The sequence below is a fragment of the Blautia sp. CAG:237 genome, assembly GCF_000436615.1.
Taxonomy (GTDB): domain Bacteria; phylum Bacillota; class Clostridia; order Lachnospirales; family Lachnospiraceae; genus Blautia_A; species Blautia_A intestinihominis.
Genome location: NZ_FR886767.1, coordinates 25999 through 51503, shown reverse-complemented (window position 1 = coordinate 51503; position 25505 = coordinate 25999). Strand labels below are relative to the sequence as shown.

25 protein-coding genes and 1 riboswitch are annotated in these 25505 nt (G+C 46.2%); of the genes, 6 read left to right on the top strand and 19 right to left on the bottom strand.

What is annotated here, in order from left to right; all coding sequences use genetic code 11:
- Nucleotides 1-250: 250 nt before the first annotated feature.
- From QZL69_RS12895 to QZL69_RS12865, 7 genes are all read right to left on the bottom strand, one after another.
- Complete coding sequence (locus QZL69_RS12895; protein ID WP_022215611.1) at nucleotides 251-832, bottom strand: nitroreductase family protein; 582 nt, start codon at nucleotides 830-832, stop codon at nucleotides 251-253.
- Between the two features lie 39 nt (nucleotides 833-871).
- Nucleotides 872-1879 carry an aldo/keto reductase gene (locus QZL69_RS12890; protein WP_022215610.1) on the bottom strand — a complete coding sequence of 336 codons (1008 nt, stop codon included), beginning with the start codon at nucleotides 1877-1879 and terminating at the stop codon, nucleotides 872-874.
- A gap of 73 nt (nucleotides 1880-1952) precedes the next feature.
- Nucleotides 1953-2510: an elongation factor P gene (efp, locus tag QZL69_RS12885; RefSeq protein ID WP_022215609.1), complete on the bottom strand. Its 558-nt coding sequence runs from the start codon at nucleotides 2508-2510 to the stop codon at nucleotides 1953-1955.
- A 74-nt stretch (nucleotides 2511-2584) separates the two neighbouring features.
- Entirely contained in the window at nucleotides 2585-3097 is a 513-nt protein-coding gene (locus QZL69_RS12880) for a shikimate kinase (protein WP_022215608.1), read from the bottom strand.
- Nucleotides 3094-3597, bottom strand: coding sequence for a YqeG family HAD IIIA-type phosphatase (locus QZL69_RS12875; protein WP_022215607.1), 504 nt, complete (start codon nucleotides 3595-3597; stop codon nucleotides 3094-3096). The genes QZL69_RS12880 and QZL69_RS12875 overlap by 4 nt, the downstream gene beginning before the upstream one ends.
- A 13-nt stretch (nucleotides 3598-3610) precedes the next feature.
- Entirely contained in the window at nucleotides 3611-4972 is a 1362-nt protein-coding gene (locus QZL69_RS12870; protein ID WP_022215606.1) for a citrate/2-methylcitrate synthase, read from the bottom strand.
- Nucleotides 4973-5146: 174 nt separating this feature from the next.
- A complete protein-coding gene (locus tag QZL69_RS12865) occupies nucleotides 5147-6367 on the bottom strand; it encodes an aminotransferase class I/II-fold pyridoxal phosphate-dependent enzyme (RefSeq protein WP_022215605.1) in 1221 nt (406 codons plus the stop codon).
- Between the two features lie 243 nt (nucleotides 6368-6610).
- Here QZL69_RS12865 and gdhA point away from each other — a divergent pair, with 243 nt between their 5' ends.
- On the top strand, nucleotides 6611-7945 hold the full coding sequence (gene gdhA, locus QZL69_RS12860) for an NADP-specific glutamate dehydrogenase (protein ID WP_022215604.1): 1335 nt from the start codon (nucleotides 6611-6613) through the stop codon (nucleotides 7943-7945).
- A 65-nt stretch (nucleotides 7946-8010) separates the two neighbouring features.
- On the opposite strand, the gene sigG is transcribed toward gdhA, so the two are convergent.
- Both sigG and QZL69_RS12850 read right to left on the bottom strand, forming a co-directional pair.
- On the bottom strand, nucleotides 8011-8790 hold the full coding sequence (gene sigG / locus QZL69_RS12855) for an RNA polymerase sporulation sigma factor SigG (RefSeq protein ID WP_022215603.1): 780 nt from the start codon (nucleotides 8788-8790) through the stop codon (nucleotides 8011-8013).
- Nucleotides 8791-8906: 116 nt separating this feature from the next.
- Nucleotides 8907-9158: a YlmC/YmxH family sporulation protein gene (locus tag QZL69_RS12850; RefSeq protein WP_118251486.1), complete on the bottom strand. Its 252-nt coding sequence runs from the start codon at nucleotides 9156-9158 to the stop codon at nucleotides 8907-8909.
- Nucleotides 9159-9281: 123 nt separating this feature from the next.
- Here QZL69_RS12850 and nrdR point away from each other — a divergent pair, with 123 nt between their 5' ends.
- The gene (nrdR, locus tag QZL69_RS12845; RefSeq protein ID WP_022215602.1) at nucleotides 9282-9734 is read left to right on the top strand and encodes a transcriptional regulator NrdR; all 453 of its coding nucleotides are present in this window, start codon (nucleotides 9282-9284) and stop codon (nucleotides 9732-9734) included.
- Between the two features lie 351 nt (nucleotides 9735-10085).
- Here nrdR and pap read toward each other — a convergent pair whose 3' ends face one another.
- From pap to QZL69_RS12795, 10 genes are all read right to left on the bottom strand, one after another.
- On the bottom strand, nucleotides 10086-11558 hold the full coding sequence (pap, locus tag QZL69_RS12840) for a polyphosphate:AMP phosphotransferase (protein WP_227221760.1): 1473 nt from the start codon (nucleotides 11556-11558) through the stop codon (nucleotides 10086-10088).
- 22 nt (nucleotides 11559-11580) lie between these two features.
- Complete coding sequence (locus QZL69_RS12835) at nucleotides 11581-12552, bottom strand: LacI family DNA-binding transcriptional regulator (protein ID WP_022215600.1); 972 nt, start codon at nucleotides 12550-12552, stop codon at nucleotides 11581-11583.
- Nucleotides 12553-12681: 129 nt separating this feature from the next.
- Nucleotides 12682-14592: a glucose PTS transporter subunit IIA gene (locus QZL69_RS12830; protein ID WP_442852509.1), complete on the bottom strand. Its 1911-nt coding sequence runs from the start codon at nucleotides 14590-14592 to the stop codon at nucleotides 12682-12684.
- Between the two features lie 200 nt (nucleotides 14593-14792).
- Complete coding sequence (locus tag QZL69_RS12825; protein WP_022215598.1) at nucleotides 14793-15620, bottom strand: Cof-type HAD-IIB family hydrolase; 828 nt, start codon at nucleotides 15618-15620, stop codon at nucleotides 14793-14795.
- A gap of 237 nt (nucleotides 15621-15857) precedes the next feature.
- Nucleotides 15858-17756 carry an ABC transporter ATP-binding protein gene (locus QZL69_RS12820; protein WP_022215597.1) on the bottom strand — a complete coding sequence of 633 codons (1899 nt, stop codon included), beginning with the start codon at nucleotides 17754-17756 and terminating at the stop codon, nucleotides 15858-15860.
- Nucleotides 17749-19482, bottom strand: a complete 1734-nt coding sequence (locus tag QZL69_RS12815; protein WP_022215596.1) for an ABC transporter ATP-binding protein — start codon at nucleotides 19480-19482, stop codon at nucleotides 17749-17751. The genes QZL69_RS12820 and QZL69_RS12815 overlap by 8 nt, the downstream gene beginning before the upstream one ends.
- Nucleotides 19475-19963: a MarR family winged helix-turn-helix transcriptional regulator gene (locus QZL69_RS12810; RefSeq protein ID WP_022215595.1), complete on the bottom strand. Its 489-nt coding sequence runs from the start codon at nucleotides 19961-19963 to the stop codon at nucleotides 19475-19477. Before QZL69_RS12810 ends, QZL69_RS12815 begins: the two co-directional genes overlap by 8 nt.
- Nucleotides 19964-20107: 144 nt before the next feature.
- Nucleotides 20108-20854, bottom strand: a complete 747-nt coding sequence (locus QZL69_RS12805; RefSeq protein WP_022215594.1) for an aminotransferase class IV — start codon at nucleotides 20852-20854, stop codon at nucleotides 20108-20110.
- Nucleotides 20855-20873: 19 nt separating this feature from the next.
- Entirely contained in the window at nucleotides 20874-22235 is a 1362-nt protein-coding gene (pabB, locus tag QZL69_RS12800) for an aminodeoxychorismate synthase component I (RefSeq protein ID WP_022215593.1), read from the bottom strand.
- A gap of 59 nt (nucleotides 22236-22294) precedes the next feature.
- Complete coding sequence (locus tag QZL69_RS12795; RefSeq protein WP_022215592.1) at nucleotides 22295-22870, bottom strand: anthranilate synthase component II; 576 nt, start codon at nucleotides 22868-22870, stop codon at nucleotides 22295-22297.
- Nucleotides 22871-23154: 284 nt separating this feature from the next.
- A riboswitch (THF riboswitch) is annotated at nucleotides 23155-23251 on the top strand.
- A 173-nt stretch (nucleotides 23252-23424) separates the two neighbouring features.
- Here QZL69_RS12795 and folE point away from each other — a divergent pair.
- From folE to QZL69_RS12775, 4 genes are all read left to right on the top strand, one after another.
- Nucleotides 23425-23982, top strand: a complete 558-nt coding sequence (folE, locus tag QZL69_RS12790; protein WP_022215591.1) for a GTP cyclohydrolase I FolE — start codon at nucleotides 23425-23427, stop codon at nucleotides 23980-23982.
- Nucleotides 23983-23993: 11 nt separating this feature from the next.
- Nucleotides 23994-24473, top strand: a complete 480-nt coding sequence (locus QZL69_RS12785) for an HD domain-containing protein (protein ID WP_022215590.1) — start codon at nucleotides 23994-23996, stop codon at nucleotides 24471-24473.
- Nucleotides 24474-24486: 13 nt separating this feature from the next.
- Entirely contained in the window at nucleotides 24487-25302 is an 816-nt protein-coding gene (gene folP / locus QZL69_RS12780; RefSeq protein WP_022215589.1) for a dihydropteroate synthase, read from the top strand.
- The coding region (locus QZL69_RS12775; RefSeq protein WP_291519693.1) for a dihydroneopterin aldolase at nucleotides 25302-25505 on the top strand (204 nt) is incomplete at its 3' end. The genes folP and QZL69_RS12775, both read left to right, overlap by 1 nt.

The following is a 25505-nucleotide window of genomic DNA, read 5'->3' as shown; positions in this document are numbered from 1 at the left end:
CTGCCGTTATATCGGCAGTTTTTTATGTAACAGTTTGAAAAATGTCAATTTTTGGTCTGTATAAAAGCTACATCAGTGATCTTTCAAAAAGAATGCTGTTTTGGCATTTCCCACAATCAAACCTCAGGGATTCTTGCTTCCTCCACTACTGCACAAACTTTATATCCAAAGATATAAATGATTCCAATAATATAACCCATCCCGGTACTGTAGCAGCTCTGGAATGGGTTATTCTTTCATCTCTTGTAATTTATTTCTTTATGAGGATATCTGACAGTTTGCGTTTTGGTACGTAGTGTACATCGTTTTCGTCGCGATAGTAGGCGATACTTTCACCTTCCTCAATCTCTTTGATCACGATCTCTTCTGCCGGTTTGCCAAACGCTACGATCAGTACCGGGGCAAGATTTTCTGCCAGACTCAGTTCTTTTTTGACGGAATCTGCATTGTAATTTCCGATCATACAACCGCCGAGCCCTTTCTCAGCTGCTGCGAGAAGCATGGTCTGTGCAACGATTCCAACATCCTTCTGGTATCTCGGGATAGAAGCTCCGAGATTCAGATCCTGACAGATGATGATAAATCCGGTCGGGCATTTTCCCGGATGTGGAAGCTGCATCTCAGGGAGTGCTCTCGCCCAGTTTGTCAGTTTCTGGATACGGTCAACCTCCTCCTTCTCCCACGCCAGATAATACCGAAACGGCTGCGCATTCACACTGGATGGTGCAAAACGTGCACAGTCCACGAAATCCTCCAGTTCTTCTCTTCTGAAACGATAGGATTCGTCATAACCTCTGTAGCTTCTGCTTGCTTTTACAATATCTTTGAACATTTGTGTATCTCCCTTGATTTTCTTCTGTAAAAAACAGATTTATTCTCCCATATCCTGCGCACACTTCTTGAGTTTCTCGCGGATCGGCAGATGGTACGGGCATCTTGGCTCGCATTTGCCGCAGCCGATGCAGGCAGAAGCTTTTACTTTCAGTGTGCTGTAACGGTCTTTTGCCCAGTCTGCGAGGTCGTATCTCTGAAGGTAGCCTGCGAACAGGAACACGCTTGGAATGTTGATTCCAACGGTACATGGCGCGCAGTAGTTGCATCTGCGGCAGAAATCGGTACCGAGCTGTTCGCGAACTTTGTCCATTGCTTTTAATTCTTCGTCGGCGAGTGGTTCTGTGTTGGAACATGCGGCAAGGTTCTGCTCCAGTTCACGGACTTCTGCCATTCCCGGGATCACGACGGTCACATCAGGATTGGAACAGACATAGCGAAGTGCCAGGGTCGCATCCTCGATCGCACCGCCTGCCAATGGTTTCATATCGATAAAGCCGATGTTTTTCTCTGCGCATTTATGGATGAGTTCTGCACCCTGCTGTTCTACGATATTGTATGGGAACATAATCGTTTCCACCCAGTCAAGTCCCAGTGCACGCTCAAAAACAGCTGTAGAATGTGCAGTCAGTCCGATATGTCCGATCTTGCCCGCTGCCTTCGCTTCCATCAGAGCTTCCAATGCACCGCCCTCGCCGATCACCTGATCAAGCTGTTCCATGCTTGGGTTGTGTACCTGATAAAGGTCGATATAGTCTGTGCGGAAATTTCCAAGACTTGTCTCAATATCCGCTGCCATTGCTTCTTTTGTTCTGGACATGGATTTGGTCGCAAGCACAAATTTATCACGGATTCCCTCCAGACCATATCCGATGTACTGCTCACTGACGGTATATCCTCTTGCAGAATCAATATAGTTGACTCCCATCTCCATCATCTCGTGAAGCAGTTTTCTGGTGCCTTCCTCGTCAATCTTCTGGATCGGAATTCCTCCAAATCCCATACGCGAGATCTTAAGTCCTGTTTTTCCAAGTATTCTGTATTCCATAATACACCCTCTTCCTTTTTTATAAAAAAATACCACCGAATCTCTCCGGTGGTATCCTATCATTTCCTATTAATTATACACGAGACAGATATTCACCTGTTCTTGTATCGATTTTCAGTTTGTCGCCCTGGTTTACAAACAGAGGAACCATTACCTGTGCGCCAGTCTCAACAGTTGCCGGTTTGGTAGCACCCTGTGCTGTGTTTCCAGCGAATCCTGGCTCAGTCTCGATAACCTCAAGCTCTACGAACAGAGGCGGCTCGATTGCATATACGTTTCCGTTCCAGGAGCAAACTTTAACAACTTCGTTCTCCTTAACGAATTTGAGAGAATCTCCAACCTGCTCTTTGGTAAGTGCAACCTGGTCATAAGTCTCAACATTCATGAAGTTGTAAAGATCTCCATCGTTGTACAGATAGCTCATGTCTACACGGTCGATACGTGCCTGCGGGAACTTCTCTGTTGGACGGAAAGATTTCTCCAGTACAGCTCCTGTAATGATATTTTTATATTTTGTTCTTACGAATGCAGCGCCCTTTCCAGGTTTTACATGCTGGAACTCAACGATCTGACATACATTTCCTTCAATTTCAATTGTGACACCGTTTCTGAAATCACCTGCTGAAATCATTTTAATTTCCTCCTTCTTATGTTGTCGCTATCAATTATTTTATAATACACATGAAGATTTTTCAACTACTTTTTTTATTGTGCAGCTAATTTCTCTTCAATTTCTTTGATCAGCTCTTCAAATGGCTTCTCTCCGGTAACAACCGTAACGTCTGCAAACTTCTGATAAACCGGATCTCTCTGTTTCAGAAGCTTCTTGATCTTCTCATCGCGGTCATCACCGTCAAGCATCGGATCCTTGCTGGAACCTTCCAGACGTTTCTTGAGAGTTGCCAGTGAACCCTTCAGATAAACGACTGTGCCGAGCTCCTTGAGATATTTCTCATTCTGCTCCTGAAGCGGAAGTCCTGCTCCCAGAGAAATGACTCTGCGTTCATTGTCCTGAATAAACTGTTTGAGTGCAACTGTCTCCAGTGCACGGTAATACGGTTCACCAAACCGCTGAAAGATCTCTCTGGCAGACATGTTCATCTTTCTTGTGATCAGTCTCTCCAGATCGACAAATGATAACCCCAGATCCTTGGACAGCTGTTTTCCTACTCTTGTTTTACCTGAACCCATAAACCCGATGATCACCACATGGTTCATGAAATCCCCTCCTCTTTCTCATAAAAGTATAGTACTATTTTTTCCAGATAGCGCTTGAGCACGATCTGGATTTCTTCTTTCGGATCGATCGGCTTGACCAGAATATTGCGGATGCCGGCTCTCTTGGCTCCGTATACATCGGTAAAAAGCTGATCTCCTATAAAAATGGTATTCTCAGTATTCGTACCCAGAATCTCCATTGCCCTGTTATAATTTCTCACAGAAGGCTTGTGTGCGTTCTCAATATAATTCACCTGGACCGCATCATTAAAAGAAGCCACTCTCTTCTTCTGATTGTTGGATAAAAGGCAGCAGCCAAATCCCAGCTTCTTAAGACGCCGAAACAGTGCGATCGCACGTGTATCTGCCGGTGCCCCATGCGGCACAAGTGTATTATCAATATCAAAGATCAAACCTCTGTATCCTTCCTGATACAGTTTTTCAAAATCGATCACATATGTGGAATCCACATATTCATCCGGAAAAAAACATCGAAACATTTTCTTCTCCTGTCTATCTTTCTTTAAGCGGTACATACTCCGCTGCCGGAAGCACGTTCTTGTATGCAGGACGGATGATCTTGTCTGTATTGATCAGCTCTTCCATACGATGCGCGCTCCATCCTACGATACGGGCAACCGCAAACATTGGTGTGTACAGCTCAAGCGGCAGATCCAGCATGCTGTATACAAAGCCGCTGTAAAAGTCCACGTTCGCGCTGACACCCTTGTAGATGCGTCGTTCCTCTGCGATAACTTCAGGAGCCATCCACTCAACCATGGAGTACAGTCTGTAATCCTTCATGCGTCCCTTTTCTTTCGCGAGGCTTTCTACAAAACCTCGAAGGACTTCTGCTCTCGGATCGGAAACAGAATAGATCGCATGACCCATACCATAGATCAGACCTCTCTTATCAAAGGCTTCTTTATGAAGGAGACGCTTGAGATATGCTCTCACCGCATCCTCATCTTCCCAGTTCTTGACTTCCTTCTTCATATCCTGGAACATCTGGACAACCTTGATGTTGGCACCGCCGTGCTTTGGTCCTTTGAGGGAACCAAGTGATGCCGCGATCGCGGAATAGGTATCTGTTCCGGATGAAGACACAACATGTGTGGTAAATGTAGAGTTGTTACCACCGCCATGCTCCATGTGAAGGATCAGGGCAAGATCCAGGATCTTCGCTTCCAGATCTGTGTATTGCTTATCCGGGCGCAGCATACGGAGGATATTTTCCGCTGTGGAAAGTTCCTTCTTCGGATTGTGGATATAAAGACTCTTGCCTCTCACATAATGATTATACGCCTGATAACCATAAACTGACAACAGTGGAAAAATACTGATCAGATTCAGGCACTGTCTCAGAACATTCGGTAAGGAAATATCATCCGGATTATTGTCATAAGAATACAAAGTAAGGACACTTCTTGACAGAGCATTCATGATATCACGTCCCGGTGCCTTCATGATGACATCCCTGACAAAATTTCGCGGAAGTGACCGCTGATTTGCCAGAAGTTCCTTAAAATCCTCAAGCTGCTTCTCATTCGGCAGAGTACCGAACAGAAGAAGATATGTAGTCTCTTCGAAACCAAAACGGTTATCCTTGACAAAACCGTTCGTGAGATCTTTGATATTGTAACCTCTGTAATAAAGGCTTCCTGCACATGGAACCTCCTTACCGTCTACAACCTTGACCGCCTGTACATTGGACACCTGGGTCAGTCCGGCGAGAACACCCTTACCATTGATATCACGCAGACCACGCTTGACATCATACTTACCATATAAAGAAAGATCCATCGTAGTGTGGTCCTTACATGCCTCTGTAAGCTGTTCGATCTCCGGTGTTACCTTCATATTAAATCCTGCCATTGTAAGTCTCCTTTCAAGTCCTTTGCTTTTTCTCGATCAAACTCCCTCCCCGTTGTTACCGTAGTTTTACGTTACTGTTCGCAGTAATCGTTTACAACACAGTAGATACAGTATACCATCAAAACTCATTTTGGTCTATCCCAAAAATGCACACTGCCTTTGCCAGGCTTTCCTTTATCTGCCCTGACGGTAGGTGCTCAAAAATTCTTTAAGTTTCTGTGAAGCAGTCTCAAGCTGCCTTGTATTCGGCAGATAAACCACACGGAAATGATCCGGTGCACCCCAGTTGAAGCCTTTGCCCGGTACAAGAAGCACCTGCTTCTCATGCAGGAAATCCAGTGCAAACTGCTCGTCATCCGTGATATTAAATTTCTCCACATCCAGTTTCGGGAAAATATAAAATGCCGCATGCGGCTTCACAACGCTGATTCCCGGGATATCCTTTAAGGCATTGTAAATGCACTCTCTCTGCTCATAAACTCTTCCGCCCGGTTTCACATACTCTGCAACGCTCTGGTAACCGCCAAGGGCAGTCTGTACTATCGCCTGCGCCGGCACATTGGAACAGAGACGCATGGAAGAAAGCATCTTGATTCCTTCTATATAACCCTTCGCACGCTCCTTGGCTCCGCTTAAGATCATCCAGCCGATACGGAATCCTGCGATCATATGGGATTTGGAAAGTCCGGAAAATGTCACGCAGAATACATCCGGTGCAAGAGATGCGATCGAAGTATGCTGATATCCGTCCATGACAAGACGGTCATAGATCTCATCAGAAAAAATGATCAGTTCCTTCTCTCTGGCGATCTGCGCGATCTGCTCCAGGATCTCCTTCGGATAGACAGCACCTGTCGGGTTATTCGGGTTGATGATAACGATCGCTTTGGTCCTGTCCGTGATCTTGCTTCTGATATCCTCGATATCTGGATACCAGTCAGACTGCTCGTCACAGATATAATGTACGACCTTGCCTCCTGCCAGTGTCGCAGTCGCCGTCCACAGCGGATAATCCGGTGCCGGGATCAAAATCTCATCTCCATTATCCAGAAGCGCCTGCATACACAGGCTGATAAGTTCACTGACACCATTTCCTGTATAGATATCATTCATGGTCACATTCGGGATCCCGCGAAGCTGTGCATACTGCATGATCGCCTTGCGGGCAGAAAAAATACCCTTGGAATCAGAATAGCCCTGTGAAGTGCGGATATTACTCAGCATGTCCAGGATCACTTCCTGAGGAGCTGAGAAACCAAAAGGATATGGATTTCCGATATTAAGCTTCAGGATCTCCTTACCCTCTTCCTCCATCTTCGCCGCCTCGTCAACCACCGGTCCTCTTACATCATACAGTACATTATCTAGCTTGGCAGATTTGTCAAATGTTCTCATTTTTTTCACTCCTCTCTGAGATTTTACATAGTTTTTACTATAATCTCATATTCAGGTCATTTTATCAAGATGAAAAAATTTCGGATATTATTGTCATATTCATACAAATTTAGTAAGATATAAAAAAAATTAATATTCCCCTTTTCAACTTTACCACTTTCGTGTATAATAGTGTCTGGGCATTTGTAAGCCCCACAAAGACGTTATTATTTTATACGCAAACAAACGAGGAGGAAAATCGTCATGTCTTACACAGAAGAAGTTTATGAAAGAGTCGTTGCACAGAATCCTGGTGAACCGGAATTTCATCAGGCAGTAAAAGAAGTTCTGGATTCCCTTAAGGTTGTTATCGACCGTAACGAGGAGAAATACCGCAGCCTTTCCATCCTGGAGCGTCTGGTAGAGCCAGAAAGAATCATCTCTTTCCGTGTTCCGTGGATCGATGACAACGGGAACGTACAGATCAACAAAGGATACCGTGTACAGTTCAACAGTGCAATCGGACCTTACAAGGGAGGTCTTCGTTTCCATCCTACAGTAAACCAGAGCATTCTTAAATTCCTTGGTTTCGAGCAGGTATTCAAGAACTCTCTGACAGGTCTTCCGATCGGTGGTGGTAAAGGTGGTTCCAACTTCGATCCTAAAGGCAAATCCGACAGAGAAGTTATGGCATTCTGCCAGAGCTTTATGACAGAGCTTTCCAAATATATCGGTGCTGACACAGACGTACCGGCTGGTGATATCGGTGTTGGCGGACGTGAGATCGGATTCCTGTTCGGACAGTACAAACGTATCCGTGGCCTCTATGAAGGCGTTCTGACAGGTAAAGGACTTACCTACGGCGGATCCCTCATCCGTACAGAAGCAACAGGATACGGTGTTGTATATATCCTCAACGAGCTGATGCAGGCTCACAACGATTCTCTCGAAGGAAAGACAGTCGTTGTTACAGGTTCCGGAAACGTTGCAATCTATGCAATCCAGAAAGCTACTCAGCTTGGTGCCAAAGTTGTTGCTCTGTGTGACTCTAACGGATATGTATATGATCCAAACGGAATCAATCTCGACGTTGTCAAAGACATCAAAGAAGTAAAACGTGGACGTATCAAAGAATATGCTGACCGTGTAGAAGGTGCTACCTACACAGAAGGTACTGGAATCTGGAACATCAAATGTGATGTTTACCTTCCATGCGCAACTCAGAACGAACTTGATGTTGACGGCGTTAAGACTCTGATAGCAAACGGCTGCAAATATATCGTAGAAGGTGCTAACATGCCTACTACAAGAGAAGCTACAGAATACGCTATGGCAAACGGCGTTCTCTTCCTTCCTGGAAAAGCATCCAACGCCGGTGGTGTTGCTACTTCCGCACTGGAAATGAGCCAGAACTCCCAGAGACTTTCCTGGACAGCAGAAGAAGTTGATGCCAAACTTCATCAGATCATGAAAGACATCTACGCTAAGATCGATGACGCTGCAAAACGTTATGACATGCCAGATAACTTCGTTGCAGGTGCTAACATCGCCGGCTTCGAAAAAGTTGTAGACGCAATGATCGCTCAGGGCCTTGTTTAATTAATTTCCTCCTCTGCGAATCATTGATATTCAAAAAGCTCCGGTTTTCATGCCGGAGCTTTTTGTTATGGACGAAGATAATTTCTCATATTTCGAAGGGCAGTTTTTTCCAGACGGCTGACCTGCGCCTGGGAGATCCCGATCTCTTCTGCCACTTCCATCTGCGTTTTTCCCTCATAAAACCGCATATCAATGATGTGTCTCTCCCTCTCCCCGAGGCGGTTCATCGCCTCTCTGAGCGAAAGATTTTCCAGCCAGTGATCTTCTTTGTTTTTCTTGTCACTGATCTGATCCATCACATACAGGGTGTCTCCCCCTTCAGAATATACCGGTTCAAAGAGACTGACCGGGTTCTGGATCGCATCGAGGGCGTACACGATCATCTCTTTTTCAATCCCAATCTCTTCTGCGATCTCCGCGATCGTCGGTTCCCGCAGGTTCTTTTTCATGTAACTTTCTTTGGCATAGATTGCCTTGTACGCAATGTCACGAAGCGAACGGCTGACACGGATACTGCTGTTGTCCCGCAGATACCTCCGGATCTCCCCTATGATCATTGGCACTGCATAAGTAGAAAACTTGACCATCAAAGTCGTGTCAAAATTATCAATGGCCTTCATAAGTCCGATACAGCCGATCTGAAAAAGATCATCCGCATTTTCACTGCTGTTCTGAAATCGTTTGATCACACTTAAGACAAGCCGCAGATTTCCCTTGATGTAACGCTCTCTCGCTTCCTTATCACCGGCTTTTATCTTTTCAAAAAGTTCCTCCTTCTCCTCCGGAGCCAGAACTGGAAGACTGGCTGTGTTCACTCCGCAGATCTCAACTTTGTTTAGTGCCATCGAAATATCCTCCTTATTTCAGTTGGTACTAAAGATGATTCTCAGGGAGGATATGAAATATTCTTTTTTGCGAAAAATATAAAAAATATAAGTCCTTGACAGTTTTGCAAAAGGTACTATCTGTGAGGACATTTTTCTTCCGGGAGTTCCACCAGGATGATATCTCCTCCGATCTGACGGACGCTGCTCCATGGGATGATAAATTCACTTTCCCGTCCCCAGAAACAGCAGAATCTGCCAGGTCCGGGAACGATCAGTGCTGTGATCTTTCCGCTTCTTTCATCAAATTCCAGATCGATCGGACAGCCAAGACTTCTGCAGGTGCGGATATTTATGATCTCTTTTTGTCTTAATTCGCAAAGACGCATACAGACACCATTTTTTTCAAAAATATATGCATAAAATGCCGGAAATATACACTGTAATTTATTGACATTACCCAAAAAAATACAGTATAATTAGCCCATAAAAGGGAAAAGAGGGATAATACCGTGAGATGCCCATTTTGTAATCAGGATAATACCAAGGTTGTTGATTCCAGACCTGTCGAAGATACCAATGCGATCCGCAGGAGAAGGATGTGTGAATCCTGCGGCAAGAGATTTACCACTTATGAGAAGGTTGAGACTATTCCATTAAGTGTCATCAAGAAGGATCAGACAAGAGAAGCTTATCACCGTTCTAAGATCCAGGACGGTGTTCTTCGTGCGTGCTACAAACGCCCGATCCCGATCGAGAAGATTGAGTCTATGATTGACTCCATCGAGGGGTCTATTTTTGAGAGCGCGGATAAGGAGATTTCCAGTACTCGCATCGGCGAGATCGTTATGGAGCATTTGAAGGATCTCGATGCTGTTGCATATGTGCGGTTTGCGTCGGTGTATCGTGAGTTTAAGGATGTTAGTACTTTTATGGATGAACTAAAAAAGTTTATGGAGCCGTAGGGTACTGCCCTGGGACCCGTCGATTTGTATCGACACTTTTTTGTTAAGGCGGTTACCTTGTAGACTTTTTCAGTGCCCTCCTGAATGTTTGACGGGAATTTTGTCTTGTGGGGGAGCCTTAGAAAATGCAGACGCAGGCACCCTGAGACACAGTGCAAATTTCGAATCCATTTATACGAAAGTTTCCCGACTTGTTGCACCAGGAGAATTTTTCAAAGGGCATCCCACACGACAAAATTTCCGTCAAACACCCAGCCGAGGGGTGGCGAGGGGATGGGCGACGTCCCTTCGCGGTTTGCTCTGCTCCCAAGCATCCAAATCCCCAGGATTAAAGAAAATAATAAAAAGCCCTTATTTCAGGGCTTTTTCCAACTCTTTAATCACAATCTTCAACGCCTTGATCCGCGCATACTTCTTATCCACCGACTCAAGAATATGCCACGGCGCATAAGCCGTACTAGTCTTCTTGAGCATCTCATTGACCGCCTCCTCATACTGATCCCATTTCTCACGGTTTCTCCAGTCCTCATCCGTGATCTTCCATTGTTTCTCAGGATTGTTCTGACGGTCATTAAACCGCGCAAGCTGTGTATCCTTGTCGATCTGAACCCAGAATTTGATGATCACAGCTCCCCAGTCGGACAGTTCTTTCTCAAATTCGTTCATTTCATTGTACGCACGTTTCCAGTCGTTTTCGCTGCAGAATCCTTCCAGACGTTCCACCATGACACGGCCATACCAGGTGCGGTCAAAAATTGCGATATGACCGTCCTTTGGAAGTCTCGTCCAGAAACGCCACAGATAATGGCGGGCTTTTTCGTGTGGTTCCGGGCTGGCGATCGGATGCACCTCGTATCCGCGTGGATCAAGTGCACCTGTGATTCTCTTGATATTTCCACCCTTGCCGGCAGCATCCCATCCTTCGTATGTGATGATCACCGGGATCCGTTTGCGGTAGAGACGGTTATGGAGTTCACTTAATTTACTCTGGAGTTTCTTAAGTTCCTTCTCATATTCCTCATCGTCGATCGTCTTGCCGGCAAGCTCAACATCTGCCAGTTTCGGCATCTTTACCAAAGGGAAGATATTCTGAAGGATCGGAACGGAATGGCTCTGGTTCTGGAGGGCAACCTCAATGCTGCTCACCAGTGTATCCATCACCTGTAATTCTGCCCATTTCTTGTCCCTGGCGTCTATGATATACCATGGAGAGGTTGATGCATTCGTATCCTTGAGATAGCGGTCATAGACTTTCTCGCATTTGCGGTAATGTTCCTGCTGCCATTTGTCGAATTCTGACACTCTCCAGCGTGTATCCTGACTGGAACAGAGTTTATCCATGCGGAATTTCTGCTCTTCTTTGTCGATCTGCATAAAGAACTTGAGCACCAGATAACCATTATCCGTAAGCTGACGCTCAAACCGGCGGATGCTCTCGATCCGCTTCTCATAATCCTCTCCGGTCAGTTCCTTACGGAGCACTTCCTGCGTCGTCTGCTCCATCCATCCGGAATCCAGAAAAGTAAATTTGCCCTGCTCCGGGATCTGGCACATGTAGCGGTAAAGAAATGGTCTGCGCAGTTCCTCCTCAGACGGAGCTGACATCGTCGCCACCTTAAAAAATCTCGGGTCGATATTCTTGATCACCTTGCCGATCATACTGCCCTTGCCGGCGGCACTCCATCCCTCAAAAAGCACCAGCACCGGAAGTTTGTGCTCCTTGATCTTCATCTGAAGATCATAAAGTTTCTTTCTTGCCTCATCGAGCTGCTGTTTCAGTTCCTCTTTCTCGGGAGCTTCTCCCGGTATCCATGTTTTCAGCAAAAAACGCACCCCATTTCTTTTATTATATATTGATCAGAGAATAGCCAAGCTTCACCTCTCTGACCGCTGTTTCACCCTGTCCCATCATTTCGATCAGCATCTCCACTGCCATCTCACCGCTCTTCTCATAAGAAAAATGCACGGTAGGGATCGGCGGTGTGATCACTCTCGCGATCTCAGAATCTCCATGTCCCGCAACCAGAATATCCTCCGGGACTTTCTTTCCATGCTCTCTCAGATAACGGACGGCTCCGGCAGCCATGGTATCTGTCGCACAGATGACTGCATCAAGCTCCGGATACTTCGCAAGCAGTTCTCCCGCCTTCTCATAACCGGAATCAGAAGTAAATGCAGAAATCACCGTCTGCTGTGCCGCCTTCTCTATGCCGGCTTTTTTTACAGCATCTTCATAACCGCCAAAACGTTCTGCGCCAACTGCCTTGTCCTGCATGATCGCGCCGATATATCCCGGATTTTTCCTTCCCATATCGAGAACGGCTTCTGTGAGATCTCTGGTAGCGTGATAATCATCATGATACACACAGCAATGGCCGGAATACTGCTGTCCTACCAGGATCACCGGTACAGACAGGTTCTTAAGGATCTTCTTATGCTCGGCGGTCACTACTGTCGCAGCGAGGATCACGCCGTCCACCTGCTTGTCGTTAAAAGCAGAAAGATATTCCAGTTCTTTCTTCGGATCGTTCTGTGTCACCGCGAGGAGCATCTGATAACCGCTCTCATTCAGTACAGAGAGAACTCCTTCTACGATCTTGCCTATGGATGCGGATGCGATCTTTGGTACGATCACACCGATCATTTTTGTTTTTTTGGTACGGAGTGTCTGTGCCTGGATGGAAGGGCGATAGCCTGTCTGCTCTACAACTTTGCGGATCGCCTCTTTCTTCTCTTCTGAAATATATCCGTTGTTAAAGTAACGAGAAACTGCCGCACTGGACACACCTGCTAATTTTGCTATTTCACTTATATTCATGCTTTTTCCCCTTTGCTGTAGTATAACACAATTTTGCTTTTGTTACCACGTTTCATAAAAAAAAGGCACTGTCAAATACGGATCTAATCCAGGAATCTGACAGTGCCTTCTCTTACTTATTATTTAATTTTATACGGTAAAGACTTCTTCCAGTCTCTGGGTCTTTCCTGTTTTTACTACTTTAAATTCCGGATAATCATCACTGTTTGTCAGAAGCACTGCCGCTACCGGGCTGTATCCGGCTGCTTTGATCTTTGCGATGTCAAAAGTCATCAGCTTCTGGCCTGCTTTGACTTTCTGTCCTTCTTCTACCAGAAGCTCAAATCCGTCACCTTTCATGTTTACGGTATCAACACCTACATGGATCAGGACTTCCATATCTGCCGGTCCTGTGATACCGATTGCATGTTTTGTATCTGTTACAGAAGAGATCTCGCCGTCAAACGGAGCCACAACAACGCCTTCTTCCGGGTCGATTCCGACACCGTCACCGAGAACGCCTGCTGCAAAAGTATCATCCGGGATCTCATTTCTCGGAACAATGGTTCCCTGGATCGGTGCATACAGTTTCTTTGCTGTACCGTCTACCGTTACTTCTTCTGCTGTCTCTTCTGTTGCTGTCGGCTCTGCTGCCGGAGCGTCATCTGTTTTTGCTGCTGTCACTTTGGCATCTTCCGGGTCTTCTTTCCAGGTGAACCAGGTCAGTACGAATGATACTGCGAAGGAAACTGCCAGCATGATCGCATACTGTGCGGAATAATCCAGTGTGGTAAGGAATCCCGGGATTCCTGTAACTCCGTAAGAAGTTGCTCCAATGTGGAAAATGGATCCAAGCAGGGCTCCAACGGCACCACCTGCCATACCACATACAAGAGGTTTCATGAAACGAAGGTTTACACCGAAGATCGCCGGCTCTGTAATTCCAAGTGCTGCGGATAATGCAGACGGGATGGAAATGGATTTGGTCTTGTAGTTTCTTGCTTTGAGGCCGACTGCGAGACAGGCAGCTCCCTGTGCAAAGTTTGCTGCGGATGCGATCGGCATCCAGATATTCAGCCCGTCAGAAGCAAGCATACCTGCTTCAATTACATTGTACATGTGGTGGATACCGCAGACTACTGTGAGCGGATAGATCGCACCCATGATCATTGCTCCGATTCCGTGTCCTACTGTGATGATCCAGGACGCAAATTCAAGTACATAAGTTTCTGCTGTGGAGAATACCGGTCCGATCAGTCCGATGGTAAGGAAACCTGTGATCAGTACGGTACAAAGTGGCGTTACAAAAAGGTCAATCATCTCCGGAACATGTTTATGCAGCCAGTTCTCCAGCTTGCACATGATCCATACTGCGATGATAACAGGAATTACATGACCCTGATATCCAACCTGTCTGATGGAAAATCCAAACAGATGCCATACCGGGATGTCAGCTGCATCCATAGATGCTACAGACCATGCGTTGATAAGGTTCGGGTGGATCATGATCATACCGATGACTGCACCCAGGAAAATATTTCCGCCGAATACTCTTGCCGCAGATACTGCGATCAGGATCGGCAGGAAGGTAAATGCTGTGTTTGAAAACAGGTCGAGGATCCCGTACCAGTCGCTTCCTGCAAATGCAGGCATTGCCTTACCAAGTGCCTCTACCAGTCCCATCATAAGACCAGATGCTACGATCGCCGGAAGGATCGGCACGAAAACATCTCCCAGTGCCTTGATCATTCGTTTAAATACCGGCTGTTTCGCTGCCGCTGCTGCCTTCACCTCTTCTTTGGTCGCTGCTGTCATTCCGCTGACCTTGAGGAATTCATCGTATACCTTATTTACTGTGCCGGTTCCGATGATGAGCTGAAGCTGTCCGTTGTTACTGAAAACACCTTTCACACCATCGATGTTCTCAAGTTTCTTCATATCGATCTTGCTGTTGTCTACCGTTACCAGACGCAGTCTCGTTGCACAATGTGCCGCACTTACAAGATTGGATCTGCCGCCAACGGTATCAAAGATTTCTTTTGCACACTTTGCATAATCCATTGCCATTTTCTCTCCCTCTTTCCTTTGTTTTTACTTTGCGCTCTTGTGTGAAATCGTTTACATTTCGTATCTTTAATATAACCCTTTTTGTTTCATTTGTAAACCGGCATTTCAGCCAAACATCAAAGGTCATTTTTGTGTATATTTCTGTAATCGTTTTCACCTCCTGTTTGCAGTCTTTGAAGGACCGCATAAAAGCACTACATTAAATGATATTTTTCAAATGCTTTTTTTATTCCATCTTCTGTCACGGACGGGCAGATCACGTCGGCGATCTTCTTCATCTCCGCACTGCCGTTTTCCATGCAGACACTTAATCCTGCGACTTCCAGCATTTCCTTGTCATTCATACTGTCGCCGAAGCCGACCGAATCTTCCAGGGGAATCCCCAGATGTTCACATACTTTCAGCACGCCGGTTCCTTTGTCAAATCTGCGGCTTATGATCTCGCCGTTTACAAACCCGCCTCTCGGCTCCTGGATACAGAAGGAAAAATCATCCTTCAGTTCTTCCCGGCAGATCTCAAGACTTTCCATGGACGGACTCATAACGACCATCTTGTATACCGCCTGACCCTTGTAGGCTTCCATTGGTAAGATATTCAGATCCTTCTCGATCTGTTCCTGCCAGCGGAGCATTTCACTGTTTTCCCCTTCGTTTGCATGTTCCCTGAGGAAGTTCTTGAAGTCGTCATCTGTAAAAGCTCCCTCCACGCACTCGATCGTCCGGAAGATCCCGTTTTCTTTCAGAAGCCGGCTCATGCGGTCACGCTCCTCGTCTGTCATCGGGCTGTCGTAGATTACCTCGTCCCTGCACGCCACATAACCACCGGAGCTTGCCACAACTCCGTCAAATCCGTATTTCAGAAGTGGAGACAGCATTGCATAATTGCGTCCTGTGCAGAGAAAAACATAATTTCCTGCTTCCTGTGCCCTCCTGATCGCTTCCAGGGCAGAAGCCGGAGGCACATTGGTTCCCGGCTCTGTCAGTGTTCCATCAATATCCAGAAAAATAGCTTTTGGTTTCATAGATCTTTCATTTCTCCCTTTTATATTAATATGTAATCGTTTTCATTGATTTTATTATATTTCTTGTCGATATATTTGTAAACTGTCGTTTTATATAATATTTTCAATATCTTTTTGTGCATAATATATGAAATCGTTTTCGTTTCTGTTTCATAAAAACAAAAAAGAAATGGCATCGGCCCTGCGTAAACAGAACGTCTGCCATTTCTCTTTGTCGTAGGATGATCTTTTATTTTTTTATGAAAGTTCCAGCTTTCCTGTGTAAAGCTGATAATAAGTACCTTTCTGCTTGATCAGATCCTTATGGTCACCTCTCTCGATGATCTTTCCGTGTTCCAGAACAATGATCGCATCGCTGTTTCGGATTGTAGAAAGTCTGTGGGCGATAACAAATACGGTACGGCCTTTCATCAGGTTGTCCATACCCTGCTGAACAATGCTCTCTGTACGGGTATCGATGCTTGAAGTTGCCTCATCAAGAATGAGTACCGGCGGGTCTGCAACGGCTGCCCTGGCAATGGAGAGAAGCTGTCTCTGCCCCTGGGATAATTCCTCGCCGTCACCACTTAACATGGTATCATATCCCTTCGGAAGCATCTGGATAAACTGATCTGCATGGGCAAGTTTGGCTGCTGCATAGATTTCCTCATCTGTCGCATCCAGCTTACCGTAACGGATGTTGTCACGGATCGTTCCGGTAAACAGGTGTGTATCCTGAAGAACGATACCGAGGGAATGTCTCAGGTCGTCTTTTTTGATCTTTGTGATATTGATTCCATCATAACGGATCTTTCCATCCTGGATATCGTAGAAACGGTTGATCAGGTTGGTGATCGTTGTTTTTCCTGCTCCGGTAGAACCTACGAATGCAAGTTTCTGACCCGGTTTTGCATAGAGGCTGATGTCGTGGAGGATGGTTTTGTCCTCATTGTAGCCAAAAGTTACATCTTCGAACCTTACATCACCTTTGAGCTCTGTGTAAGATACAGAACCGTCTGCGGAATGCGGATGTTTCCATGCCCACATGCCCGTTCTCTCCTTGCACTCTGTGATGTTTCCGTTGGCATCTTTTTTCGCATTGACGAGAGTTACATAACCTTCGTCATCCTCCGGCTTCTCATCGATCAGGTTAAAGATACGCTCTGCACCGGCAAGTGCCATGACGATGGAGTTAAACTGCTGTGCCACCTGCATGAACGGCTGTGTAAAGCTCTTGGTAAACTGCAGGTAGGAAGCCATGACACCAAGTGTGATCCCCCCAACTCCTGCAACGGAAAGGATCCCGCCGAGAACTGCTGTCAGGACAAACTGCAGGTTTCCGATGTTTCCGATGACCGGTCCCATCATGTTACCGTATTTGTTCGCCTGTGCCGCACTCTCAAAAAGAGCCTCGTTCAGTTTGTCAAATTCCTCTTCGGATTTCTTTTCATGGTTAAAAACTTTGACAACACGCTGTCCGTTCATACGCTCTTCGACAAAACCTGTCACATCTGCGAGAGACATCTGCTGTCGAACGAAGTATTTTCCACTCTTTGCACCGATCTTTCCTGTGACAAACAGCATCAGGAAAATGATCAAAACCGCCAGGATCGTGAGCAGCGGGCTCAGAACCAGCATGGAAATAAAGGTAACGACAATCGTAAACAGTGCCATCAACGCCTGCGGGATCGCCTGGCTGATCATCTGTCTCAGGGTATCCGTATCATTCGTATAAAGACTCATGATCGAACCGTTTGTATTCTGGTCAAAATAGCGGATCGGCAGAGTCTGCATATGTTCAAACATATCGTCTCGCACTCTCTTTAAGACGCCCTGTCCGATATATACCATCATCCTTGTATAGATAAAAGTCGCAGCAACACCTGCCAGGAAGACACATCCAAGAACCGTCAGCGCCTTATAAAGTCCGGCGAAATCCGGGCTCTTCTGTCCAATCAGAGGAAGGATAAAATCATCCAGAAGATATCTCAGAGAAAGAGAAACTGCTGTTGTTGCCACCGCACTGATCAGGATACAGAAAAATACAAGGATAAACTGAAATTTGTATTTTCCTGTCATATATTTCATAAGACGCTTTGCTGTCTGCAGATCTTTCTTTGTCATTCGCGGTTTTTTATTTTTGCTGTTATTACTCATCCTCTTCGCCTCCCTTCACCTGAGATTCGTATACTTCTCTGTAAATTTCATTTGTCTTCAGAAGTTCTTCGGAAGTTCCCACTCCGACAATCTGGCCGCCATCCAGAACAATGATCTGGTCCGCATCTTCTATAGAAGAAACACGCTGTGCAATGATGATCTTGGTCGTATCCGGGATCTCCTCGCGGAAAGCTTTACGGATCAGGGCATCTGTCTTGGTATCTACCGCACTGGTAGAATCGTCAAGGATCAGGATCTTCGGTTTTTTCAGAAGAGCACGTGCGATACAGAGTCGCTGTTTCTGGCCACCGGAAACGTTATTTCCACCCTGAACGATCATGGTATCGTAGCCATTCGGGAATTCTGTAACGAAACCATCTGCCTGCGCCAGCTTACATACACGTCTTACTTCTTCGTCAGAAGCATGCTCATCACCCCAACGGATGTTTTCGTAGATGGAACCAGAGAAAAGGACGTTTTTCTGGAGCACCATGGATACCTGATCACGGAGCACTTCCAGGTTGTAGTCTCTTACATCGATCCCGCCAACTTTGACTGCACCGCCGGTGACATCGTAAAGTCTCGGGATCATCTGAACCAGTGTGGATTTGGCACTTCCTGTTCCACCGATGATTCCGACTGTCTGTCCGGATTTAATATGAAGGTTTACATCTTTCAGCGAAAGATTTCCGCCCTCTCCGGCATAGCTGAAGTTTACATGGTCAAAAACGATATCGCCGCTCGGGACTTCTCTGACTGCATCAGATCTGTCCTGCATCTCAGGCACTTCATTAAGAACCTCTGTGATACGGTCTGTAGAAGCCTCTGCGATCATGATCATAACAAATACAAAAGTTACCATATTCAGAGACATCAGGATCTGCAGTGCATAGACGATCACACTTGTCAGCTCACCTGTCTCCATGGTTCCAAACACAATACTGCGTCCACCGATCACAGCGATCAGAAGAACGACCGCATACATCATAAGCTGCATGGTCGGCGCATTCCATGCAACGATCTTTTCAGCCTTTGTGAACAGGGTATAAACGTATTTGGATACCCCATGGAATTTATTTACCTCATAATCTTCTCTTACAAAAGCTTTCACTACACGGGCAGCGTTGACGTTTTCCTGAACGGAATTGTTCAGCTCATCGTACTCGTCAAATACTTTGATAAAATGCGGATGTGCTTTTTTTGCAATGTACATCAGTGCGCCGCCGAGAACCGGGATCACGACCAGGAACAGAAGTGCGATCTTGACATTGATCAAAAGTGTCATGACCCAAGATAAGATCACCATGATCGGAGCTCTCGCCAGAAGACGGATACTCATCATGTATGCCATCTGTACGTTTGTGATATCGGTCGTCATTCGTGTGACCAGACCGGATGTGGAAAAATGGTCAATGTTTTTGAATGAAAAATCCTGTACCTTATAAAAAATATCGTGACGAAGATTTTTCGCATATCCTGCCGCTGCAACTGCTGCCATATTTCCGGCCTGCACGCCAAAAAACAGCGCGAGCATCGCCATTGCGACCAGGATGATCCCCCTCTGTACGATGTATCCCAGATCACCGTTGGCGATACCAACGTCGATGATCTTTGCCATCTCCAGAGGAATGAGCACTTCCATCAGTACTTCGAGGATAACAAGGATCGGAGCCAGCATGGACTGCTTCTTGTATTCTCTGATGGATTTAAAAAGTGTCTTATTCATCTTTTTGATTTTCCTCCTTATTCATTTCTGACAGATTACACAGCATCTGTCCCAATGCTTTTTTGCAGATCAGAACATCCTCCGGGGCTATCCCTTCGATCAGCCTTGCCTCTGTTTTCTGGATATGTTCCAGGATCTTCGGCCGCATCTCTTCTGCTTTCGCAGTCGGAACGATCCGTTTCAGCCTGGCATCCTTCTTTACACTTTCTCTGTAAATATACCCATGTTTCTCCATGAGTTTGAGGATCCCTGTGACTGTGGATTTCCTGATCTGAAATTCTTCTTCAATATCCTTCTGATAAAGGTCTCTGTGGAGAGACTCCAGAAGAACAAATTTCAGCACATGTTTCTGCATGATCGTCAGCTCATCGTTCTCGATCGCCGATGCCACACTGTTGGAATCCCGCTTCATCTGATGCGACATCATATGGATCAGCCTTCCCACGTGCATATTTGTCAGTTTTTCTTCCGTTTCTTTCATCGAAACAGCGAGTTCCCCCTTTCACCGATTCCTTAAATTAGTTCGCATCCTAACTTTTGATATTATACAAATATGATTTTTTAATGTCAAGTTGTTTTATCTATTTTTTTGTGTGAACTTTTGTACACAAAAAAATGCCCCTCCTTACAGGGACATTTTCTGGCTTTCGTATAGGGTCCGGACTTCGTCGGCTCTGGTTCTGTGGGGGAAGCAGATGTTCCCGAGCTGGCGGACGGGCATGACTCCCATGAGGGAATTTGTCACGAAACATTCGTCATAATACATCAGTTCTTCCGGGTAGATCACCGTTTCGTTTACTTCGAAGTTCTCAAGAACATATTCCCGCAGGATGCCCGGAAGGAGCCCGCAGGAAAGCTGTGGAGTGTAGATCTTGTTTTTGCGGACAAAGAAAATATTGCTGACTGCGCCCTCGCAGATCTGCCCTTTGGTGTTCAGAAAAACTCTCTCCTGGATCCCGGCTGCTGTGGCGGCTCTTTTTTCGAGGATGCAGTCGCCATAGTTCAGGGTCTTGTGGTACACAAGCTGAGAGGTTTCATTTCGTTTCACCTTACTGATATCAGCTACGAATCCCCGGAGATATTTTTCTTCTGTATATGGATTGCCTCGCATCTGAAAGAGCACGTTTTCGCCGGAAAGAACGACCTTTACCGCTCCGCGCCGTGTTTCCTCTTCACTCTGATCTGCGATAAATTTGTGAACCGCTTCTTCTGTGACACCCCGCACAGAAGCCGGGCCAAATCCAAAAAACGCTGCCGCCCTCTCAAGTCTCCTCAGATGACGGTCAAGCAGGATCGGTCTTCCCTCTTCTACTGCAATCGTCTCAAATGCACCCAGTCCGAACTGGAACCCCTCATCTAATTTAATGTCCATACCGTTCCCCCATACTTTTTTATCTTAACGCTTCCAGAATCGCCTTCGCTTTCTGGAGCGTCTCCTCATACTCAAACTCCAGATCAGATTCCGCTGTGATGCCGCCGCCTGCGCCGAGGAAATATTTCCCGTCTTTGTGAAGGGCAGTGCGGATCACGATATTGAAATCACAGTCTCCATCCAGGGTCAGATATCCTATAGATCCAGTATACAGATTTCTCTTCCCATGTTCAAGTTCATCTATGATCTCCATCGCACGATATTTCGGAGCCCCTGTGATCGACCCGCCTGGAAATGCTGCTTCCAGAAGGTCTACAAAGTTTTTGCCCTCTTCCAGAGCTCCCTCGATGTCAGAGACGAGGTGAAAAACAGTCGCGTATTCTTCTACTGTAAAAAGTTCTGTCACCTTCACGCTGCCCGGTTTACACACCCGATTCAGGTCATTTCGTTCCAGATCGACGATCATCAGGAGTTCACTCTTGTCCTTCTCAGAGTTTTCCAGTTCGGTACGCATCAGAAGGTCTTCTTCCAGAGTCGCGCCTCTTTTTCGTGTACCTTTGATCGGTCTTGTGTTGACGTGACCTTTTTTCATCTTGAGGAAACGTTCCGGAGAAGCACAGACGATCTGGAAATCGCCATGATCCATGTACCCGCCGAACGGTGACGGATTGTTTTTGCGAAGGTCATAAAAAACATCCAGTGGAGCCTTATCGCTCTCGATGGTGAGCTGCTGTGTCATGTTTGTGATGTAGATATCTCCTTCTATAATGTAGTGGATCATGTCGTCCACGGCTTTTTTGTATTCTTCTTTTTCGAAGTTCGGTGTTACGATGATATTGTGAGGAACTTTCTGTTCTTCTTTTCTTTCTGTCCGCTGCCGGATTTTCTGCTCCATTTCCTGGATCTTCTCAGAAGCATCCGCTGTAATCCCATTTGCGACCAGATATGTTTCTTTCTGATGACAGTCCTCAATGAGATAAACATCATAAAAGGTCAGCACGGCATCCGGGATCTCCACGAGGTCTTTTTCCCCGGACGGAACGCCCTGCAGTTTGCGCCCATAATCATAAGAAAAATATCCCACTGCGCCGGAGACCAGCGGAAGCTCGCTCTCATTCTGATCGACATGGTCTCTCAGGTAGTTTCGCAGATAATCTTCAAAGGTGATCCCTGTCTCTTCTTTTTCATTGATAAAAAATTTCTCCCCGTCCTTCACCAGTTTGAGGTACGGGCAGGCTCCAATAATGGAAAATCTTCCAAGGTCATTGACCAGAGAAGAATCCAGGAATACACAATCCTGCTCCGATGCCAGCGCGCGGAAAGTTTCTGCCACCGGTATATATGTAGTTAATTTTTTGATCTGTCGTTGTTTATGGTACATATTTTTTCTCCTTCTATTCGATCACCACGATCCCGTTATTTCTTATAATAATACTATCCTCACACGCTCTCCGCGATCCGGCAGAAATTCTCAAGGATCTCATGTCCATACTCCGTAAGAACTGCCTCCGGGTGGAACTGCACGCCGTACAAAGGCAGTGTCTTATGAGAGATTCCCATAACAGCTCCATCCTCTGCCACAGCGTCCACCTGCCATTCTGATGGAACACTTTCCTTATCTACGATCAGAGAATGATATCTCGTCACACGAAACTTCTCAGGAAGCCCGCCAAAAACTCCCGTTCCCTGGTTGTGGAGCGGTGTAACCTTACCATGCATCGGACGCTCCCCCTTGTGGACAGACGCACCGCTGCAGAATCCAAGCACCTGATGTCCAAGGCAGACTCCGAGGATCGGAATCCTTCCCTGAAATCTCCTGACTGCCTCCACACACACAGCCGCATCCCACGGACGCTTCGGTCCCGGGGAAAGGATGATCCCCTCCGGGTTCATTTCCTCAATCTCCTCCATCGTGATCTGGTCACTGCGCCGCACCAGGATCTTCCGTCCCAGTTCCTCAAAGTAAGCCTTGAGATTATATACAAATGAATCATAATTATCGATCATCAAATACATATGCGTTCCCTCCTGCATTAAAAACATACAAAAAAAGGGACAACAACCGCGCACAAAAAAATGCACACAGTCGTTATCCCTGATCGGTCCGTAATCTGCGAATCTCTTTTTTCTATAAAGTAACTCTATGCTACCACAGCCAGCCCTTGCCGTCAAGGTTTATCTTTTTCCATCGAATATTGTCTTTTTTTTATCAGTTTGCTGTAAAATGATGCCTTTTTTCGATAAATTTTATCTTTTATATCTCATGCATATATGCTATACTAAACTCGAAATGAATGATATGCAAAATAGGACTTTATGCGTCAAGTGTTCAGCGAATGGGGAGTTGTCGCTGAAACGAAAAGTACGTCTTACGGTATAGAGTCCGCACCCGTTGCGACAATATAAGAGGATATCTCATATTGTGTAGGGATACGTTTTTCGACATACGTTCTATCACAATTGGAGATATCTTTTTGCTTTTATAAATCACAGTATTACCTCGACAAAAAAAGACAATCTCCATGGTATCGTAAATTTTTATTTATATTTCAAGGAGGTTGTCATTTTTTATGGTAGACAAAGCAAAAGTAGAACAGGCGATCCGTCTTCTTCTCGAAGGGATCGGTGAAAATCCTGACCGTGAAGGACTTAAAGATACACCAGACCGTATCGCACGTATGTGCACCGAAATCTACGGTGGTCTGGACGAAGAAGCTGACCAGCATCTTCTGAAACAGTTCCAGGTAGAGAACAACGAGATGGTTCTCGAAAAGGACATCACTTTTTATTCCATGTGCGAACATCATCTGATGCCATTTTACGGCAAGGCACACATTGCCTATATCCCGAATGGCAAAGTAACCGGTCTCAGCAAGCTCGCCCGTACTGTAGACGTTTATGCAAGAAGACCGCAGATCCAGGAACGACTGACTGTTCAGATCGCAGATGCCCTGGATCGTGTTCTTGAACCAAAGGGAGTTATGGTCATGCTTGAAGCAGAACACACCTGCATGACAATGCGCGGAATCAAGAAACCAGGCAGCAAGACCATGACCGTTATCACCAGAGGCGAATTCAAGAATAATATCGAACTCCAGAAACAGTTCCTCGCCATGGTAAAAGACTGATGGAGCCAGCGATGAAAAGAGTCCAGGAAATCTGGGAACACCCCCTCTATCAGCAGAATCTTAAGGAACTGACCCAACTTGAGGCAGACCGTATATTCTGCCGGCACACCCCGGAGCATTTCCTTGATGTAGCACGTCTTGCTTACATATTTTCACTGGAACGTGGAATTTCCTGTCCCCGTGAACTTATTTACTGCACTGCCCTTCTCCATGATATCGGCCGTGCAGAACAGTATACTGTCGGGACACCTCACGACGAGGCAGGTGCCCGCATTGCAGAAACGATCCTTTCTGACCTTGACTTCTCTTCCGAAGAAAAAGAAGCGATCCTCTCTGCGATCCGCGAGCACCGTTCTTCCAGTGATGAGGTTCCAGTGCTCAGCCAGCTCATCTACGAAGCTGACAAAAAATCCAGGAATTGTTTTCTCTGTGTGGCAGAACCAGAATGCTACTGGTCCCCGCAGAAAAAAAATATGACAATTCAATACTAAAGGAGAACCTGTCATGAAAATAGGAAATCGTGAATTCGATGTAACTAACAGAACATATATCATGGGAATCCTCAACGTAACACCGGATTCCTTCTCAGACGGCGGCAAATGGAACACCATGGATCACGCCCTCAAGCACGCAGAAGCCATGATCGCTGACGGTGCGGATATTCTGGATGTCGGCGGCGAGTCTACCCGTCCGGGCCATACACCGGTCAGTGCAGAGGAAGAAGCTGCCCGTGTCGTTCCAGTCATCGAGGCACTCCGCAAGCATTTCGACGTGCCGATCTCCGTTGACACTTACAAAGGAAGCGTTGCTGATGTCGCTGTTCAGGCAGGCGCAGACCTTGTAAACGATGTCTGGGGACTCAAATACGACCCGGAAATGGCCGGTGTCATCGCAAAGCACGACGCTGCCTGCTGCCTGATGCACAATAAGGCAAACACAGAATACAATAACTTCCTTATTGATATGCTTGCAGAGACACAGGAATGTGTCAACATCGCAAGAAAAGCCGGCATCAAAGATGAGCGCATCATCCTCGACCCGGGTGTAGGCTTCGGCAAAACTTACGAGATGAACCTGGAGACCATGAACCATCTGGAACTTTTCCAGCACCTTGGATTCCCGGTACTGCTCGGAACTTCCCGCAAGTCCATGATCGGTCTTGCTCTGGATCTCCCGGTTGACCAGCGTGTAGAAGGTACCATTGCCACTTCCGTCATCGGCGTTATGAAGGGCTGTGCTTTCGTCCGCGTCCACGATGTCAAAGAAAACAAACGTGCCGTACTGATGACTGAAGCAATTCTTGGAAGGAACATAAAATAATGGATAAGATCGAGATCAGAAACCTTGAGATTTTTGCAAACCACGGAGTATTTCCGGAGGAAAATGTACTCGGACAGAAATTTGTCGTATCTGCGACTCTTTACACAGATACCCGAAAGGCCGGCCTGACCGATGAGCTGACAGCCTCCATCCATTACGGAGAAGTCAGCCACATGATCACGAAGTTCGCCAAAGAGCACACC